Raw genomic sequence first — 19,974 nt, forward strand, 5'->3', positions numbered from 1 at the left:
CGTTAAATACTTACTTTGTTATAGTTGTTGTTTGCTTTCTGCGATAATCTCGCTACAAGAATATTCGTTTGTAATTCTTTGATGGTAGGCTTCTCAAAGAAAGTGAGCAGCGGAATCCTGACATCAAATTCTTTTTCAATTCTGTGTAATAAGTTGTAGGTACGCAGTGAATGCCCTCCCAATACAAAGAAATTTGCGTTGACATCTATTTTGCTGCTGTCAATCCTCAGGATCTCAGACCATATCATTACCAGGCGTTCTTCTGTTTCATTCGAAGCAGCAGTGCCCTGATCTGATTCCCCGGTCTGTGGCGCCGGCAGCGCGTTTATATCTGTTTTTCCGTTGGGCGTCAGTGGTAAACTTTCCAGCCTGATAATATAGGCCGGCACCATATAGTCCGGTAATCGCTGCTGCAGATACTGCAGCAATAGCTTTTCATCGATAATGTTAAGTGCTACATAATAGGCAACAAGATATTTTTCGCCATCCTTGTTTTTGGCTATCACCACACTTTCTTTAATGTCGTCATGCCCGGTTAAACAGCTTTCGATTTCTCCTGTTTCTATCCTGTATCCGTTGATTTTTACCTGGCTATCCCTTCTCCCCACAAACTCTATATCACCACCTGGCAACCATTTTCCCAGATCTCCGGTTTTATACATCCGCTCTCCGGGGATATGTGGATTCTCCGGGAAACGCTCTTTTGTAAGAGATATGTTGTGGAGATATCCTTCAGCAAGACCAGCGCCTGCTATGAATATTTCACCGACCACTCCTTCCGGAACAGGGTGCAGATATTTGTCCAGCAGATAAATCCGCGTATTGGCAGCCGGCTTTCCTATGGGTACTGTTCTTCCAGTATCCCGATCGATATTGAAACGGTGTATCATGCAGCCCACAGTGGCTTCTGTAGGCCCATACTCATTGTATATCTCTATTGCTCCGTTGAATAACTGATGTATTTCTTTGGTCAGCTGCGTTGTCAGTTCTTCCCCTCCCACGATCAACCGTTTGATTTTACTTTTATAATCCATGTTGTGGAAAAAAGAAGATTCTTTTAACAGTTTCAGATGAGAAGGCGTCAGTTTTACTATGCCTGACTGATTATCTGACAACACCTGATCAACCGGAAAATGATGGTCGCTCTCCGGATAAATATGTATGGTGCACCCGGTAATCAAGGGTACAAAAATAGAGGTGATGGTCAGGTCGAAGGCAACGGAAGTAAACAATGGAAACGATAGTTTTTCCTGTTGCAGGTATGCGCCGGCGGCCCAGCTGATATAGTTGTTCATGGCCGCATGTTGTATGCAGACACCTTTGGGCTTACCTGTGGATCCGGATGTGTATATGACATACGCCGGGTCTGTTCCGGCAATATCAACCGCAATCGGATTTTGATGCACCTGATCTGTTATGCCTGTTGTCTTGTCTATATTTACAAGGCGGGTACCGGCGGGCAGATCGGAATAGTCTCCCTTCGTTATCAGCACTTTCAATCCTGCATCCTGTATGATGGCGTTGATCCTGTCTGCCGGATGATGTGGGTCCAGCGGTACATATACCGCTCCCGCCTTTAGTACAGCAAGTATTGCAGGGATCATCAAATCTCCACGCTCCAGCAGGATACCGGCTAAATCACCTTTTCCTAGCTGGTACTCCTGCTGCAGCCGGATGGCTATTTTATCCATTTGGTACTTCAGTGCTTCGAAGGTGGTGGTGTTACCGTTGCATACCGTTGCTATCTGATGCGGGTGTTCCAATGCCTGCCTTTCAAACTGATCAATTACCGTTTCTTTTGCCTGGTAATCCAGTGGCAGGGCATTAAATTTATTTATGTCTCCAATTTTTCCACCTGGATTGCGGAGTACAATATCCGCCAGTTTCTTATCCGGGTCCTCGGTGACGGCTATTAAGATCTGTTTATAGAAATCAGTGAAACGGTCAATTGTTTCCGGCTTAAACAATGCAGTAGAGAATTCAACTTCAAAGTTAACATGGTGCTCACTTTCGATGCTTGTAAGCATCAGGTCAAACTTGGATACCTTACTGCTATAAGGATAATACGTCAGTGTAAGACCGGGGAATTCCATTTCCGGGTTTTTAAATCCATGATGAACATACATGATGTCTATCAGTGGGTAGCTACCTGGATTACGGTCAATTTTCAGTGCATCAATCAGTTCTTCATACTGAAAGTCCTGGTGATCGATACAGGCAAGTGTATTTGTTTTCAGCTCCGCCAAAAATTGTCTGAAGCTTATTCCTCCTTCGGGCCGGTTACGCAGTGGCAGGATATTCACAAACATACCCAGGATATTTTCCATGTCTGAATGAGAACGTCCTGTTACGGGAGTGCCAACCACCACATCTTCCTGGCCGCTTAATTTGCTTAACAGCACATTATAAGCGGCCAGCAATGTCATAAACAAGGTAGCGCTTTCCGTCCTGGTGAAAGCCCGCAGTACGGCTGTCTGCCCGGGACTCAGCGAAAAATGTATTCTGTCACCCCGATAGTCTTTAATAGCCGGTCTGCTGAAATCAACCGGCAGATCAAATCCGTTGCTATTATCCGCAAATCTGTCCAGCCAGAATTTTCTTTGCTTTGCTTTGATGTGTTCCTGTTCACTATTATGCAACCATTCAGCATAATCTTTATACTGTAATACCACATCGGGCAGTTGATTGCCATGATAGAGCTGTATGAAGTCATTGAGCAGCAGCACATGTGACACACCATCCGTTACGATATGATGCGTATCCACGATGAGTATGCATTCACGGTCGCTGAGCGCTATAAGTCCTACCCTCATCAGTGGGGCAATTGCGAGGTCAAAGGGCCTCACAAATTTGCGTATAATATCGTCTGCTTCCGCTTCGGTCGCCTTGTAATGTTCTATTCGAAAATCCACTTCCTGGGATATCACCTGTACAGGATCACCGTTCATCAGGCGGAAGCTGGTACGCAGGTTTTCATGCCTGGCAATCAGCTTTTCGAATACATCCTGCAATCGTTCCACGGCTATCTCTCCTTCTATTTTATTGGTGTGTGGCAGGTTGTAAGCCAGGGAAGACTGGTACAATTCATGTAAAAAGTATTGCCTCTTCTGCGCGGGAGATGTGGCGTAGTATTCTTTAATGGCAGCAGGATAGATACGGTTATTCTGCCTGGCATTAATATACCTGATGATCTCCTGTTTGTTTTCCTTTATCAGGTCAGCAATATCGGGTGTCATTTTCTCCTTACTGAGCATCACTTTGAGCTTATCATCCGATACCTCAAATTTTGCTCCCCTGGAAATTAATTCCTGTATGATCTCACCTGTTGTCATAGCCTGTTGTTCAGCTTTAAAAGATAAAATCTACTTCTGCAGAAAGATTATCGGATTGCGTTCCGTCCGTAACACCTGAGAAGTCGTTAATGATTATTTCCTTGTTCCGGAATTCAACCAATGCAGGAACCGCATTGGCATGCAGTCTTTTCCATCTGACGTCTGCATCGTAAATTTCTTTTTCGGAATAGGGATTAGGGATACCGAGTTTATAACAATGTTCAACAAATCTGTTTACCCTGCGGTAAATTTCTTCCCGAACGGGTTCACATCCCTGCATTTCCCAGGTTTGTACCTGTAGCATTTCCGTATACTCCTCAGAGAAAATAGTTTGTCTTTTATAGGCAGACATCCATTTATCGGAATTAACCTGTCCCGTCAGATAGTAGCCGAAAGGATTAGGCTCGGCTTCCCAGATGAAATCTGCCATTTCTTCAATTACATCCAGCGTCATCTGGAAGTCCTCTTCAGTTTCGCCGGGATGACCTACGATCCAGTAGGTTGTTGTTTTTATGCCTGCAACAGCCAGTGCACGCAGCGACTCTTTGATCTGATCCACACTGATTTTTTTGTTCATGATCTCCAGCACTCCAGGCGAGCCGCTTTCAACACCAAGACGAGCCCTGTATAACCCACCCTTGCGCCAGAGAAGGGTATTTTCGATTTTGCAAACGGGAGGATCCGCTCTTAAATAACCATCAAAATAGAGGGCCGTGTTCTGCCGGATCATTTCGTGAGCCAATTGATCTATAACAGGGTTCAGGAGAGAATCACCCATCATAAAAATCTGGCTGCCATATTTTCCACTGAGCAGGGTCATATCATCCACCATCTTTTCAGCACCTTTCTTTCTGTACTTTCCCCAGTAGATCGTTTCAGAACAGAAACTACATTGAAACGGACAGCTTCTGGCAGTCCAGTAGCCGATCTGGGGATATTTATCAATGTCCAGATCACTAAAATCAGGAACCGGTATATCTGTTACCTGAAGATTCTTTCCCGGCAAATCAGCGAGTTGGTATATTTTTTTATTGACGTCCAGCATGCCCTGAAAATACCTGAGCACCAGCAGATCACCTTCACCAACAAAAAACTTGTCGATATTTTGTCCTTCTTTCGCCAGCAGTCTTTCAAAATTTGGATTGTTGATAGCCAGCTCCATAGAGAAGGTGCCACCTCCCATAATAGTTTCTATATCAGGATTTATTTTCTTGATTTCCCTGAAGCAGAACACCGAAGATGCCAGGTTACCACTGAAGACAGAAAGGCCAATGGTAGTAGGTTGATAATCGGCTATCTGCTCCGTTATAAAATTTTTTAGCTGCACAAAACACTCGTCCAGGATTGCTATCAGCTGATCAATACTGTTGTCATCAATATCACAGTAATAGTGAAGGCGGATAATCTCCTTTATCAGGCTGGAATAATGTTGCCGGTCAGTATAGTTGATGTGTGCCAGCATTTGATTTCTCATCACATCCATACCGATGTTAAAGAAATTACCCTGGTTATAGGCCGGCACCACCGATTTTATTACGGAAAAATAATCTCCGTAAATTTCCCGGAACGCAAAATCCATGTTCGCATCATGCGTACGTACGTCAAAGCCGTTTTCCTGCAACAGGGATTTCAACAGGGAAATACCCAGCGGCGGTATAGATGGAGTCCAGAAGGGCAGTGACAACAAAAGTATCCTTTTGTTAGCCGTGCAGTTTTCCGGGGCTGATAACATGCTATCATTTATCATAACAATGATTTCAAGATGGTAACTGGAAAATTAAAAGATGAACTGTTCCTGGTCGTGTAATTGTTGCCTGTGCTGTTCTACTTCTTCCTGGCTCTTAAGGTCCGCTATATGCGCCGCCAGTTGTTGTATGGAGGATAACCTGAAGAAGCTGGTTACTGATAATTCTATATTGAATTCTTTTTTGATGCGCGCAATCATTGTCAGGGCCTTCAGCGAGTCGCCTCCTATGTCGAAAAAATCGTCTCCGGCCCCGATGTCAGATTTTCCGAAAAACATTTTCCATAAGTGCATCAGTCTGACGCCGATGCTGTCTACCGTTGTATACGTATATTCGTTACCGTTACGAACGGCCGTATCCTGAATAATACTTCTGGACTCCTCTTTTCCGGCTACCTCATTTTTCATGCTGACCCAGTTTTCGATCCTTTTGCTCAGATCACTGGCGGCCACCACTATCTGCGAATGATGCCCGTTCCTCAATGCATGGCCGGTAGCGCTAATCAGCTCTCCGGTAGTAATCGCTTTTCCGGAAGGTTCATCAAAACTCAGGGCATCAAAGTCCACCGTCATCCAACCTTTCAGCCTTCCTTTGTTACGTTGTGAACGGATATAAAGATCCATGAAAGTATTGGCCGCCGCATAGGCTGAAAAACCAAGACCTCCCAATACAACAGATAGAGAAGAAATCAGCAGACAGAAATCGAGCTGCCTGTCTGCAAACACCGCCTCCAGCGCGCGTACTCCCGTAACCTTGGCTGCAAACTGTTCTTCGAAATCAGCTTTTGTCAGTTCACTTAAAGCACTGATGGATTTTCCACGGATGATACCTGCCGCATGTACAACGCCATTCACCTGCCCAAACCTGCTTTCTGCAGCACGCATCGCTGCCGAGAGTGCAGTGATATCAGCGATATCACAATCTATGTACATGACTGCTCCGGGCTCCTCCTGTAGCGCAGTGTAGCGATCCAGCATTTTCTGCTCTCCTGCATGGCGGCTTTCTCCACCTGGCAGCGGGCTACGACCCAGCAGCAGAATATTGGCATTGAACGTTTGCAGCAAATATTTTGAAATATGGAAACCAAATGCTCCCAGTCCACCTGTAACCACGTAAACCCCTTCCTGCTTGCACGGCCACCCGGCCTCACCGGGAGTTATCCGCATTTTGTCATACAGTTGTTCCCACTTCCTTCCTCCACGTAAACAAATTACTTTGCCGGTATCATTCGTGCTGATCTCGCCGAGCAGCATACCGGAATAATCACTTACTTCTTCAGTAAGACTGATATCCAGGTGGCAGGTGTGTATACCGGGATATTCCTGTCCCACTACTTTCAGCAATCCGGCCGACAGTGCCTGTATACCAGGATCTGCATCCTTTTCAAGTACATCGAATACGTTGTTTGTCAGCAACACCAATTGTTTATTCAGCGTGCTCCCCTCTGAGAAACATGTTTTTATCAATTCAATAAAACCATAGAAACATTGCGTATATCTTTCATCAGAAAAAGCATCCGTTGTATTCCCGGTAATGCTCCATCCATTGATAATCCGCTCCGGTAACAGGTTATTGCCGGACAACCATGCGAATAATTCCACGAAACTTTTTGTATCACCCGGGTTGACTTCACAGGCTGCAGGCGACAGCTCCCGAAAGGCGGTCCCTCTCTTCACCAAAACGACAGGTGCTCCCTGCTCCCGAAGCTTATCCTGCAAATTGTCAACAACACCATCATCATCCGCCAGCAATAATACCGGTCCGCTGATGGTGTAGGCTGTGAAAGGGGAAGGCTCACACAGCTTCCATACCGGTGTATAAAACCAATTGAGGAGGTCGGGATCTTTACCTGTCTTTTCTGTTACTGTTCTTTCCTGGATCATTTTATAGGCATCCACGATTACCGGGTATGCCGTTTTTTCAAACGAATAAACAGGAACCGATACTCTTTTCCGTTGTTCATCCCGGTAGAAGGCATTCCAGTCGGGGTTAATACCGTGCAACCAGCACTCTCCGATTCCTTTCAGCAGGTGTCGCTGATTATTGCCGGTATCATGTGCGTGTTTTAACAGCGGAACAACTTTATGATTTTTGGTACGAAGTGTATTTGAACGTACAAAAGTACTCAACGTGTTTCCGGGACCGACCTCAATAAAACAACAGTTGTTGTTTTCCAGCAAAATTTCCAGGCCTTGTCTGAACATCACGGTATTGCGCAGGTGGTCTACCCAGTATTTCGGATGAATCACGGTAGCCCAGTCACCAGTAAGATTTGATATAAAAGGAATCTTCCCTGCTCTTATACTCACTTTTCCTACTTCTTCTGCAAAGGCATCCAGTATTTCATCCATCATATAGGAATGAAATGCGTGCGATGTATGCAATATCCGGCTGTTGTATCCCAGGCCGTCCAGCTTTTCCCTGAAGTGCAGTATCTCCTCTTTCACTCCGGACACTACACATAAGGAAGGGCTATTGACGGCTGCAAGTGATATATGGCTATGGCCATTCATCAGTGAACGCAACTCACTTTCCGCCATAGAAATTCCCAGCATGGCGCCAGGCATTGCCTGCTGCATGAGTTCTCCTCTCCTGACTACCAGCGCAAGAGAATCTTCCAGAGAAAATACGCCGCTAACGCAGGCAGCTACATATTCTCCGATGCTGTGTCCTATCATGGCATCGGGATGTATTCCCCAGGCCATCAGCAACTGCGACAACGCATATTCCATAATGAACAATGCAGGTTGTGCGATGGCAGTATCATTTATTCCGGTATCATTTAATGAATCAGATATTAGCGCCGGCCGCAGATCTTTTCCACATTTGTCTAATACAACAGCCAGGCATTCATCTACTGCTTCTCTAAAAATGCGTTCTCCCTCATACAGGTCATTGAACATGCCGGCATACTGAGCACCCTGACCGGGGAACATAAAAATTACGGCAGGCTTGTTTTTATTTTCAACAGATATGGGGTTGGCAGGCGGATTGTCTGCTAACTGCACCAACGTATCTTCTTTGCCTGCACTGACGATCATCCGGCGGTATTCAAGGGGAGTACGGCCGCTTTGCAGCGTGTAGGCGATATCTTCCAACCGGGTGGCGCTGTCTTCTTCCAAAAAATTACTGAATCGGGTAATATTTCGTTCCAGCGCTGCACTGGTTTTTCCAGACAGCATAATCAACTGAAAGGGACGACTGTCATGCAATTTTTCTTCTACGGGAGGCTCTTCGAGAATAACATGCGCATTGGTTCCACCAATTCCGAATGAACTAACCCCTGCCCTTAAAGGGTATTTTTCATTATGCCATTCGCTGCACTGATGATTTACATAAAATGGGGTGTCCGTGAAATTTATCCTTGGATTAGGACTTTTAAAATACAGGCTCGCAGGTATTTTCCTGTATTTCATCGCCAGCACGGTTTTTATAAATCCGGCTACGCCGGCTGCCGCATCGAGGTGACCAATATTACTTTTTACAGAACCGAGCGCGCAATGTTTTTCTGCCGCGGCGCCAAAGCTTTTATTAAGTGCTTCCACTTCAATGGGGTCGCCCAGCTCCGTGCCGGTGCCATGTGCTTCAATGTAGCTGATACTTTCGGGCGGCACGCCTGCCATATTGAGTGCTTTTACAATTGCCGCGTATTGCCCTTCCACGCTGGGCGCAGCAAATGACATTTTCCTGTTACCGTCATTATTGACAGCATATCCACGGACAACGGCATATATATGATCCCTGTCTTTTATCGCATCTGTGAGTCTTTTCAGTACCACCACTCCTCCTCCTTCACCGGCAACGGTACCTGCGGCATCTGCGTCAAAGGGTCTGCAATGACCATCCGGAGAGTTAATCATTCCTTCCTGGAACAGGTATCCTCTTTTTGAAAAATTGTTTACGGTGATCCCTCCTGCCATAGCCATACTGCATTCTCTCAGCAAAAGGCTCATGCAGGCGCGCTGAATGGCCACCAAAGAAGTAGAACAGGCGGTATTTACATACACGGAAGGCCCCTGCAAATTAAACAGGTAAGATATGCGGGAACATAAATAAGTAGTATCCCGGAGCTGTGAGGCGGTAAAATCATCAACGGCACCCTCTTCATTGGCCAGAAATGTATAATTCTGCCAGTTCAGATCATTGGCGCCACCGGCAAAAAGGCCAATCTTCTCTTTATTGTTACGTACGTTATATCCTGCGTCTTCCAGGGCATTCCAGCAGAGTTCATGAAATATCCTTATCTGTGGATTCATCAGCGTTGCTTCTTCCGGCCGGTAACCAAAAAAGTCGGCATCGAAATATCCTTTGTCGCTCATAAAAGAGCTGGCCTTTACATACCTTTTATTTTTCAGGATGTCCGCGTCTTCTCCTTCTTCCAATAAATCTTCGTCACTTAAACGGCTGATGGATTCCACTCCATTCACCAGGTTATTCCAGAAATGATGCAGATCGGCAGCGCCTGGAAATCGGCCCGACATACCAATTACCGCTATTTCCATCCCAGTTTGTTTACTCATTGTATTTAGATATTATTATTCAGGAAATCAATAGTTGCTCTCATTTCCTCTACTTCTCCGGCTGCTTCGCCGCTGATGTTCCCGGCGTTGTTATTTTCTCCGTTTACAAATGCGATAAATGATTCAATGGTCGGGTAGTTCAGCATTTCGTTGACCGTTGTTTTCAGGTGAAGCTCCCTGTTGAACATACCGTTTACTCTCACCAGCTTCAGTGAATTTCCTCCCAGTTCGAAGAAACTTTTATTGGTGCTGACAGAAGATGGTTTTCTTCCCAGTACCCGCGCCCATATTTCCGCCAGCTTCTCTTCCAGCCCATTAGCAGGGCCTATCACCGGAACCTCCTTTTTAAGAGGAATCTGTTGTAATGCTTTTTTGTCTGTTTTCCCGTTTGTTGTAAGCGGCATAACGGACAAATAAATAAAATGAGCGGGAATCATATAAGCGGGAAGTAAATTTCCCAGAAAAGATTTCAACTGCGCTTCTTCTATCATATACTCCGCAACATAACAGGCTATCAGGCAGGTATCGTCTGCAACATCGCGGGTTATTACGGTGCAGTTACTGATCTGCTGATGGGTAGACAAACAAGCTTCTATTTCACCCAGCTCTATTCTGAAGCCGCGCACTTTCACCTGATGATCCGTTCTTCCGAGATAAATGATATTACCGTCGGGCATCCATTTTGCCAGATCACCGGTGCGGTACAAACGCTCGCCATATACTCCGGGATACTCCATAAACAGCTCCTGCGTCAATCCTGCGTTATTGAGATACCCTAGCGCCAGTCCATCACCGGCTATATATAGCTCTCCCGGCACACCCACTGGTACAATGTGATTATTTTTGTCAAGTATATACAACCTGGTATTGTCAATTGGCTTACCGATAGGCACCGTCTTCCCCTCATTTCTAAAATCGCATTGATAATAAGAAACGTCTACAGTAGCTTCTGTAGGGCCATAAAGGTTCACCAGGACCGTACCTGAATGTGCATGAAGCATTTTTCCAAACAACTGCACCTGTTCCGGTTTCAGCACTTCGCCGCTGGCAAATACCCGCTTTAAACTGCTCAGTTTTCCGTAGCCGTCTTCCGCCTGTTTCAGAAACAATGTGAGCATGGAAGGAACGAAGTGGATACCGGTGACTTTATGCTGGTCAATAGCCGCGATGATAGCTTCCGGATCCCTCTCTTCACCCGGAGGCAGCAAACAGAGACTGGCCCCGCAGATTGCCCACCAGAAAAGTTCCCATACAGCAACATCAAACACGATCGGCGTTTTTTGCAGCAGTACATCTGATTCATGGAGCGGATATTTTTTCTGCATCCAGCAAATCCTGTTAACCACGGAGTGATGTGCAATCATCACTCCTTTCGGATGGCCTGTTGAACCGGAAGTATAGATCACATATGCCAGCCCCTTCTCATCAGCACTTATGCGATTATATTCCGCCCGCATACTACAGATGTATTCCGTACAATTGTCAAGGCTCACTACCGGTATATTTGCCAGAGCCGGCATAAAAAATCGGTCACGGGTAATGAGCGCTTTCATACCCGAATCTCCTGCTATCGCCGCGATTCTTGCAGGAGGATAGGATGGATCTACCGGTACATAGGCTGCACCGGCTTTTAGCACACCGAAAATAACAGGTACCAGCCATTCTTCACGTTCAAGCATGATTCCCACCAGGTCACCAGCTACAATTCCCTTTTCTGTTTGCAGATATGCAGCCACCTGAGAAGAGCTACGGTCAAGCTCCCGGTAGGAAATCAGTTTATTGTTTACTCTTAACGCAGTATTATCAGGGGTATGATTAACCTGCTCCTGAAAAAGATCCATTATTGTTTTATGCCGGGGATAGCCTGCATCTGTATCATTAAACGCTTTCGCAATATAATCCCTCTCTTGTGGAGACGACAATTGAATCGCAGCCAGATTTTTTCCCTTATTGGTGACTAGTTTGTTCAGCCAGTCAAAAAAAGCCACCGCCATTTGTGCGATCCCTTCGGAATCAAATTGTGCAGCATCGCAACGAATGCTGAGCTCCAGCATATCTTTCCCGCTGAATACAAAGAGGATATCCGGATGAAACGAATCGAATGCGCCGGAGTTCTGGACTTCTTCTACCGACAATCCTATTTTGAATAACCGGCGAAATGTTTGCTGCTCCATATGCAGCGTACTTTCCACTAGACGTTGCGGATGATTGAAGTCATTTATCAGATGGTTTCTCAGGTACTTAATCTGTTCAATAAATGTACTTCCTGCCTGTTCATTCATCCTCACAGGTACAATATGATCATCTGTTCCGGAAGCCTCCTGCCGGTACACCGGGTTGAAAATAATAACGTCCGCTACAGCGGAACAGCGCTGGATAAAAAGACTCAGCGCAGCMAACAACACAATATGCTGTGCCTTACCGGAAACGGCAAATTTCTTCAGATCCTCCCATGTTTGCTGCGGCGCCTGTGTGGTGTAAACAATATAACGGCTGCATTCTTCCAGCTTCAGGATATCCCTGGAGTAGTTGCCTAAATAATCACTGCATTCAAAACCGGCCAGTCTGTTGTCCCAATATTCACGGGCAACAGCATTTTTATTTGCTTCCAGTAAATTTAAATCCAGCTTCGTTGGACTAAGCATAACAATAAAATTTTTAGCTGACCGCCGGTTGCGACGGAGAGTGGATTTTGGCGTAAACAAAATCGAGCAGCAGGCTGCCTGAGTATTCACTACAGGGCAAAGAATCATTGCGTTGTTGTTCTTCTTCTGTCAGATCCGACAACAGCAGCAACTCCTTTTGATTGTTCCTTTCCTTCAGCAACAAACAGTGAACCAATGGGGCATCCGCCCACCAGAAACCGGCATTTGTATTATTCGCGTATTTTCCAGTGTAGGTAATCAATACAGGCACATCTTTCCGCGCCATTCCCCTGTTCAGGTAATTGTTAAACACACTGGATGCGCAATGAATCAATCCTGTGCATGGGCCAAATACCAGTTTTGTGTGGGTAGAGGCGACAAGGCATTATTGTTTTCATCAAAAATCAGGATCCTGATATTATCGATTGTAAGCAGAGCCGAAAGAAATTCGAAATAGGTGTTAATCTTCATCAGCTTATTCCTGTCGGAAGTGGAATCAAGCATCACGACAAGATATTCGGCCTCTTTCAAACCCTGTGCCCTTAACCACCGATCTGCCTCCTCCCGTTCTTCCTGACTTGCATCCAGTTCCCCCATCCGGCTGTTCCTGCAATAGTCCACCAACTCTTTATAAACGGGGAACACAAATTTGCTGTGGACTTCCGGCTCCAGCATAAAATCAGACAGTGAATATATCACCGGATGAAAGCTCCCATTCAGGATGGCCTCCTGGATTAAGCCGGCTGTATTCATTATAATAATATTTCATGAAGAAGTTTATCCTACCGGATTACCCATCGCTACGAGTATTTTCCGTTCTCCCCTAAAAGACATTCTTCCGTGTGCAAAAAGCATATTATCGAGCAGCAGTACATCATCTTTTTCCCAGGGAAAAACGATCTTCGTTTTATCGTAGGCGTTACTGATTTCATGGATCACCTGGTCTTCAATTTCGCTCCCATCACCATAATAGCTAACAAATGGCAGTTCCTCATCAGGTATTACTTCACGTATATATTCATCAATAAGGGACTTGCTGTAAAAGAAAGCATGGTTAAACCATACGCTGTTTCCATTAACGGGATGTTGCTGAAATGCGGGCCTTGTCCAGGTTATCCGCAGATGGTCTTCCTTCACCCATTCATGTTGCATACCTGATCCTGTCAACACTTTTTCCAGTTCCTCTCCGGAATTTACCTGGAAAATTTCCTTCCAACCCAGTCCTGCTCCATCCATAATGTTACGTACATACTTTACCCCGAGGTGGCGGAATTTTTCAATGGTAGCAGCACTCAACAAGCCAACTACCCTGCGAACATCTGCTATAGGCGTTTCTCCACCTGCCAAAGGCGGCGTTTGTGCATAAAAACAGATTCTGTTCGGAAATACAGCAGCATAGGAAGATTCCGTATGCATCTGGATCACCTGGTCGCTGGGATGATCTGTGGAACTGTAAACGTGACCTACTATCGGATGCCGCGGCGAGGTTCTTTCCTTGTATGCTATTTCTTTATCAAAAAGTCCCGGTAAAATTTCCCGGAATCCATGCACATCTTTTACCGGGAAACCACGGAATAAAACAGACCCATACTCCGAAAGAGTGTTATCCAGGAATGTTTTGTTCTCCTTCAGCCAGTGAACAAAACTGTCAGCAGCGAGGCAATGTACGATAACAGGGTACAGACCGGGGCTTTCTGGCTTCAACACGGTGTTTCCGTTGATCAGTTCTGCCTGTTGCAGTTCTTCCGTTTTATAATCATCAGCGTTCATCGGAAATATTGATTTACAAGTTTCTTAAAAATAGATCTCCTGTAACATGCCAGGTATGCGTATGATTTATCAGCAGGTAATGATGTCTTTTATAAACTACAGCCCGTCATAAAGCGGGAGTATTTTTTCATAATTACGGTTGGCTATAAATGCAGGTCTTGGTCTTTCTACCTCAGTCAATGTATTGCTGGTACTGTTGTAGGTTACCAGGAAGGTATGCCTGTCCCAGGGCGACAGGTTATTGGAAGAAGCATGAAATACATTGCCGTGGAAGAACAACACCGAACCGGCGGGTCCCTTAGCTGACACTATTCCTTTCCGCTCCGCCCATCTCGCAATTTCATGCTGCTTCAGGGTGTATTTGAGATCTGCCGTCAACGCTGTCATATAAAAGGTGCTGGCCTTATAATTCTCAAACCATTCATTGTCGTTATCGCCATTGGGAGCGTTGTTTTCTTCGTCATTTACAGTACCTGTTTTATGAGAACCGGGGATAAGCAGCATAGGCCCGTTAAATTCATTTGTATCACTGAGATAGATCATGGCGGTCAGCACATCCGGCGTTTGCATGCCATCATCATTTTTCCAGAATGTGTAGTCCTGGTGCCATTCCCACCAATCGCCGATCATCGCCGATTTAGAATTAATTTTTGTCTGATGGGCATATACATCTGATCCGATCAGCTGACTGGATGGAATCACCATCCGTTTCAGGCAAACGATCCTTCTGAAAGTTTCGTTGGTATGATCGGGTGCAAAAAAAGAACGGACAGACCCGTTTTTCTCCAATATCCGCCGCGGGCTATCCTCTGCAATTACTTTTATCATCTCCTTGCGGATATGATCCACTTCTCCTGCATTAAACACGTTTTCCAGCAGYAGGTAACCGTTTTCGTGGTATTGTTCTATTTGCGCAACTGTCAGATGCATAAAAAGCATTTTAATTATTGAATGATCAGATATTCCCGGAGCTATATCTTTTCCGTTTTGCTATACTCAAATTCCAATATTCTGCCGTAGTCAAATTTGATTAAGCGGTCGGCATATTCATAGTATTCATCGTCGTGCGTAATGGCGATGATGGTTTTTCCCAGTGCCCTGAGCTGATGTATCAGCACTTTATAAAAGTAGGCGCGGAAGCGCGGGTCCTGCTCTGCCGCCCATTCGTCCAGGATAAGGATGTCTCTTTTCTCCATCAGCGAAAATATCAGTGCAAGGCGTTTCTGCTGGCCTTTCGAAAGACTGGCATCGATGGTGCCGTTGCTTTTAAAACGGATCAGCTGTTCCATTTCCAGCATTTGGACGAACTTCCCCAGTTCACTGTTGCTGGTACTCAGGTCAAAGTCATCATAGTTCTCGGAGAAAAGATAATTGTTGGTAAATATGGCAGATATTTCCTCCGTATAGGTAGCCAGATCCTGGCTGGTAATAATGTCATCGTTATAATAAACATGTCCCCGTACCGGTGAATACAGTCCTGTAAACAATTTCACAAAAGTGCTCTTGCCGCTGCCATTCCCTCCCGTCACAAATACGATCTCGCCCCTGTTAATAGTGAAATCCACCGGTCCCCAGTTGAAAGTTTTCTCATGTTTGGCGTCAAAGTACTCATATACCACATTGTCAAATTGAATTTTCCTGAACTCCTGCGTCGTCACAACCGTCACCTCATCATCAGTTGCCGCAGACGGATCGGGGACATCAATTTCTTTGTCAAAATCTTTCAGTCTTTTTACGGCGATAAAAGAACCGGAATAATAGGAAAAGAAGACCACCAACCGGGCAACGGGCCCCATCAGGTAGAGCACAACAATGATAAAAGAGGAAATATCGGCGGCATTCATTTTCCATATCATTGGTAAAACAAATAACACCATACCAAGTACTACATACCAGCTATAGATGCCGATCAGCTCATTGGTTAAATACCTGATGCCGGTTTTGATACTAAGCTGTTTGCTATTAAGTCTGTTCTCGCCTATACGTTCAAAAAGCTTATTACTCCGCCGCCGGCTCATTTTAATTTCCTTAAATCCTTCGAGCAGATCATGCAGGTAACGATAATGTATATTCTCCAGGTCTCTTATTTTGTTGAGATCCTTCATGATGATTTTGTTTCTCAAAACGTAAATGGCCGCCAGTACAACCATCAGCACCAATATGTTTCCGCCGCCCCAGGGAGAAATGAAGAATATATATACCAGCGAACAAATGATGATAATGGCAGAATTAAAAGCCTGCATAAATGCTTCCGGCAATCCGCTCAATGTCCGGATATCTCCTACTGCAGTGTACAGCTTTTCACTGCCCATCTGCTCAACCTTCTGATAGGAGGCCCGGCGGAGTTTATTGATCAGCAGCATTTCAAACTCAAAGAATACATTTTGTGTAAGCCGGATGATATATCCCTGAAAAACCCTTGAAATAAAAAAAGACAAGAGCACCATTCCGGCAAACAGCATCCAGTTTCTATTGCCGGCCTGCGCCTGGCCACTGCCAATACTGTGGTCGATCAGTGCAAGTATTGCAGTATACAACAGGCTATTGACGCCTCCCAGTAGTAACATAAAAAATATGAAACTCCGGGACCGCTTTTTTAAGATTTTTGACAGATCCATACAGATAGTTGATAAGAAGTGTTAAAAGCAGAATATGCTCAATTGTTTATAATAGTACCGGATCAGATATTGAAACGGCAGGTGTATCCACACCGGCTTTCAGAATATTTACCAGTGCCTCTTTAAACCAGGATACAGTTTCCGCGCGAAAAATATCTGTATTATATTCGATGTCCATCTTGAGGTACGGGCCATCTTCCCAAAAAATGAAACTGAGATCGAATTTGCTGGCTTTGATGTTCTGTGGAATCTCTTCCACCTGAAGGCCGTCCAGCCGGCTGTCTTCATTCATCAGGGATTCAAAATTATGCACCAGTATCAGTACATCGAACAAGGGTGATCTTTCAAAATCACGCTGCAACTTCAGTTCTTCTACCAGCAAATCAAAAGGATAGGACTGGTGATTAAGACTCTCCAGCACATCTTTATTTACAGACTGTAGTAAATCCAGAAAACTTTCCTCGCCGCTCACCTTTGTTCTCAGTGCCAGATTATTGGTGTACAGTCCTACCTGCTCTTCCAGCCCTGGGTGATCACGGCCGGCCACGGCAGTACCCACTACAATGTCTTCCTGTCCGGTATATTTATACAGCAATGTTTTCAGCGCCGTTGTAACCAATACGAAAAGACTTACACCATAAGTTTTGCTGAACTCCTTCAGGTTGCTCGTCAGCTGCTCATCTATATGTTGCGAGATGGTATCTCCCCTAAAAGATCTTTTTTCAGGTCGTGGAAAATCTGATGGCAGCCCGGCCGACTCCGGCAGCTTTTCAAACTTGTTCAGCCAGAAAGTACGCGAATCGCTGATGACACCATTTTTCAGCCGGGCATTCTGCCAGGCAGCGAAGTCTTTATACTGCACGTGTAAAGATTTGAGCGGGTTACTCCTGTTGGCCCGATAAGCATTATAGAGCATCAGTATTTCCCTGATCAATATGGTTACTGACCAACCATCTGAAATAATATGATGCATACTGAGCAGAAAAACATATTGCTCATCCTTCAATTGTATTAGCCGGGTTCTGAACAAAGGACCGTTTTCCAGGTCGAAAGGAATTTTCATTTCGTTGTCTGCAATGTCCTGTATCCTGATTGTTTCCTGCCTCAGGTCTTCAAATAGCAAATCATAGCTCCCGGTATCCCAGCGCCTCACCACCTGTTTTAGTTCTCCATTTGTTGTCTGGAAAACCGTTCTTAATATTTCATGTCTTTCTACTACTGTCAGCAGCGCCTTTGCAAAAGCGTCTTTGTCGAGCTGCCCCTGCAGCAGATAAGCACCAGCCATCATGAAAGCGTTGTTACCATCGCTCATCTTTTCTGCCAGCCAGTAGTTTTTTTGCAGGAACGACAATTCATAAAACGGCTGTTCTCCCAGCGGCTCTATGTTTTTACCATTACTCCTTTTTTTTCTGTCAATTTCCGCTGCGATATTCCGTATGGTTGTCAGTTTCAGGAGATCTCCCAGTCTGATCCCCGCCTGCAGGCTTCCGTTAATTCTCGTCATTACCTGGATGGCATTGAGACTGTTTCCTCCCAGACTAATAAAGCTATCAAGTACACTGATACGGTCTGCGTGAAATACATCCTTCCATATTTCATGGAGCGTTCTCTCCATATCCGTTGCCGGTGGCTCAAAGTCGGCCGCAGCGGCTGTCACCGGATCCGGCAGCGCTTTTTTATCAATCTTGCCGTTGAGTAACAGCGGCATTTCTTTCAGTGAAATAAAGTAGGCAGGAATCATAGATCCGGGAAGGTATAGTTCCAGGTATTCTTTCAATGCTGTTTCATCCAGCGTTTCCTTTCCTACATAATAACATACCAGTTTCTTTTCGCCATTCCGCATTTCCTTTACCAGCACCACTGATTGCGCAATTTTTTCAATGCTCCGCAGATGGTATTCTATCTCCTCTATCTCTACGCGGACGCCATTTATCTTCACCTGGAAATCCAATCTTCCCACCAGTTCTATATTTCCGTCAGGAAGATATCTTCCAAGGTCCCCTGTTTTATATACTATATCTGTGTATTTGTTATGCAGCGGGTTCTGTACAAAAGCATTTTCATTGAGGGAGGCATCGATATATCCTTTACTCATAAAAGGCGTCATGATATATACTTCTCCCACTACCCCGTTCTTACAAATATTCCCATTGCTGAAAACCATTTCCAGCGTGTTGCTGATAGGTTTACCAACCGGGATATTTACATTCGGCGTTTTCAGTAACTGGTTGTAATCGCTGATCCTGTAGAAGAATTTGGCAAGCGTGGTTTCAGTAGGACCATACAGGTTGATCAGTTGTACTGATGTTCCCTTCAACCGGTACCAGTTAACGGCATCGTAGCCATACAGTGGTTCTCCCGCCAGTAATATATATTTTAGTGACGGCAGACAGGAAGATGGATCAGGCAGGCTGCTCATTGTTTTTATAAGTGCTCTGAACAATGATGGAACCATATGCACCACCGTTACCGCAGCATCATTCAGCCACTTCAGTAATGCCAGGTGATCTTCCCTGTCTGCGCTATCCGGCATACATAAGGTACCTCCTGAGCAAAGCGGAAGAAATATATCCCGCAGTGAAGGATCAAATGTGACCGGTGTCAGCTGGCTCACTTTTACCTTGCTGCCGTTAATTATTTCGCTCATCTCCCAATGGATAAAGTGGGACAGGCTCACATGTTTTCCCTGTATGCCCTTTGGTACGCCGGTAGATCCTGAGGTAAAAAAGATATAGTTACCATCTTCACCGCTGTTCAGCAACGGGAGGTTTTCTTCATTATTAACGATTCCCTGGCTTATAAACACCTCATGCAGATAATCATTTTTCCATTCATACACTTTAACCGGAATATCGTTATCAGACAAGAACATCAACCATTTCACCGGTGTATTTTCTATGAGACGCTCCACCAGGGGCAGCAATTTTTCCGAGGTGATTAATACGGATGCCTTGCTTTGCTCCAGCATCTGCTGTAAACGATGCAACGGCATATGCGCATCCATAGGCATAAATACACCTCCTGATTTCAGTACACCCAGAATGCTTCTGATGTAAAGCGGGTCCGCATCCAGCAATACTGCGGTTACACCTTTAGGGTGTATGATGGTTTGTAGTACATGGCCAATTCTGTTGGCCTGTCTGTTCAACCGGTCATAGGTTTCTTTACGTCCACTATGCTCTATGGCAATCGCCTGCGGCGACAGGGCCACCTGTTGTTCAAAAACGCTGTGTACAAATTCCTTATTCATTGTTATCAATCATTAATTGGCGCCAGGGCAGGCAGATTGCATATGCCGCATATCAGGCTATGAAATGATGCGTTAATAAAATTGTATTCGCAGG

10 protein-coding genes are annotated in these 19,974 nt (G+C 45.1%); all 10 read right to left on the bottom strand.

The window, feature by feature from the left end:
• Positions 1-2: 2 nt before the first annotated feature.
• On the bottom strand, positions 3-3,332 hold the full coding sequence (locus tag AC1DCV_RS17920; RefSeq protein ID WP_477024433.1) for a non-ribosomal peptide synthetase: 3,330 nt from the start codon (positions 3,330-3,332) through the stop codon (positions 3-5).
• A gap of 16 nt (positions 3,333-3,348) precedes the next feature.
• Positions 3,349-5,019, bottom strand: coding sequence for a B12-binding domain-containing radical SAM protein (locus AC1DCV_RS17925; RefSeq protein ID WP_477024434.1), 1,671 nt, complete (start codon positions 5,017-5,019; stop codon positions 3,349-3,351).
• Between the two features lie 90 nt (positions 5,020-5,109).
• Positions 5,110-9,597 (bottom strand): SDR family NAD(P)-dependent oxidoreductase, encoded by a 4,488-nt coding sequence (locus tag AC1DCV_RS17930; protein WP_477024435.1) that lies wholly within the window; start codon positions 9,595-9,597, stop codon positions 5,110-5,112.
• A 5-nt stretch (positions 9,598-9,602) separates the two neighbouring features.
• Positions 9,603-12,242, bottom strand: a complete 2,640-nt coding sequence (locus AC1DCV_RS17935) for a non-ribosomal peptide synthetase (RefSeq protein ID WP_477024436.1) — start codon at positions 12,240-12,242, stop codon at positions 9,603-9,605.
• A 13-nt stretch (positions 12,243-12,255) separates the two neighbouring features.
• Positions 12,256-12,555: a hypothetical protein gene (locus AC1DCV_RS17940; RefSeq protein ID WP_477024437.1), complete on the bottom strand. Its 300-nt coding sequence runs from the start codon at positions 12,553-12,555 to the stop codon at positions 12,256-12,258.
• A gap of 17 nt (positions 12,556-12,572) precedes the next feature.
• A complete protein-coding gene (locus AC1DCV_RS17945) occupies positions 12,573-12,995 on the bottom strand; it encodes a hypothetical protein (RefSeq protein ID WP_477024438.1) in 423 nt (140 codons plus the stop codon).
• Positions 12,996-13,019: 24 nt separating this feature from the next.
• The gene (locus AC1DCV_RS17950) at positions 13,020-14,012 is read right to left on the bottom strand and encodes a TauD/TfdA family dioxygenase (protein WP_477024439.1); all 993 of its coding nucleotides are present in this window, start codon (positions 14,010-14,012) and stop codon (positions 13,020-13,022) included.
• Positions 14,013-14,108: 96 nt separating this feature from the next.
• Positions 14,109-14,942 (bottom strand): phytanoyl-CoA dioxygenase family protein, encoded by an 834-nt coding sequence (locus tag AC1DCV_RS17955; protein WP_477024440.1) that lies wholly within the window; start codon positions 14,940-14,942, stop codon positions 14,109-14,111.
• Positions 14,943-14,983: 41 nt separating this feature from the next.
• Positions 14,984-16,630 (bottom strand): cyclic peptide export ABC transporter, encoded by a 1,647-nt coding sequence (locus tag AC1DCV_RS17960; RefSeq protein ID WP_477024441.1) that lies wholly within the window; start codon positions 16,628-16,630, stop codon positions 14,984-14,986.
• Between the two features lie 46 nt (positions 16,631-16,676).
• Positions 16,677-19,880 (bottom strand): amino acid adenylation domain-containing protein, encoded by a 3,204-nt coding sequence (locus AC1DCV_RS17965; RefSeq protein WP_477024442.1) that lies wholly within the window; start codon positions 19,878-19,880, stop codon positions 16,677-16,679.
• Positions 19,881-19,974 lie beyond the last annotated feature (94 nt).

Source organism: Chitinophaga sp. 10T418, assembly GCF_056394125.1.

Coding starts and splice junctions, on each gene's coding strand:
- AC1DCV_RS17930 (WP_477024435.1), bottom strand. CDS start 9,597: ATGAGTAAACAAACTGGGATGGAAATAGCGGTAATTGGTATGTCGGGC.
- AC1DCV_RS17960 (WP_477024441.1), bottom strand. CDS start 16,630: ATGGATCTGTCAAAAATCTTAAAAAAGCGGTCCCGGAGTTTCATATTT.
- AC1DCV_RS17945 (WP_477024438.1), bottom strand. CDS start 12,995: ATGAATACAGCCGGCTTAATCCAGGAGGCCATCCTGAATGGGAGCTTT.
- AC1DCV_RS17920 (WP_477024433.1), bottom strand. CDS start 3,332: ATGACAACAGGTGAGATCATACAGGAATTAATTTCCAGGGGAGCAAAA.
- AC1DCV_RS17950 (WP_477024439.1), bottom strand. CDS start 14,012: ATGAACGCTGATGATTATAAAACGGAAGAACTGCAACAGGCAGAACTG.
- AC1DCV_RS17965 (WP_477024442.1), bottom strand. CDS start 19,880: ATGAATAAGGAATTTGTACACAGCGTTTTTGAACAACAGGTGGCCCTG.